The organism is Rhodococcus sp. R1101, from assembly GCF_000278445.1.
Taxonomy (GTDB): domain Bacteria; phylum Actinomycetota; class Actinomycetes; order Mycobacteriales; family Mycobacteriaceae; genus Rhodococcus; species Rhodococcus gordoniae.
Window position 1 is genome coordinate 1 of record NZ_AJVB01000936.1, and the last position, 494, is coordinate 494.

Genomic DNA, 494 nt, shown 5'->3' on the forward strand with positions numbered 1-494 from the left:
AACAGGAAGCGCGCCAGCCGTGCCCGCACCTGTTGCGGAGTCAGGTGCGGAGCACGGTCCTCGGCGTTCTCCGCGACCGAACGGTCGTCGTCGAAGATGTCGAGGCGCTGTGGGAGCACTGCGAAGGGAACGAGCGGGCCCGCGTCGACGATGCGGTGGAGCAGGGTCGTCTTGCCCGACCCGTTGGGGCCGCGCAGTGCGATCCGCTCCGGTCCGACGATCTCGAGCGGTGCGTCCGCCACCCGCCGGCCGGGTGGGACCGCCGTTCCGGGCAGGTCGATGCGGATCTGCGGGTCGTCGCGTACGGCGTCCTGCGCCCGATCGAGGTTCTCCCGCGCCGTACCGAGATCCTCCTCGTGCTCGCGGCGGAAACGTCCGGCGGATTCCTGCGCCTGCCGCTTGCGCGCGCCCATGACGATCTTGGGTTCGCGCTTCTGCTCGTACATCTTCTGCCCGTAGCGTTGCCGTCGGGCGATCGTGCGTGCGCCGCCGCC

General features: G+C 70.9%; 1 pseudogene. It reads right to left on the reverse strand.

The window, feature by feature from the left end:
* A pseudogene (locus tag R1101_RS29030) lies at positions 1-494 on the reverse strand (ABC transporter ATP-binding protein); the annotation flags it as partial.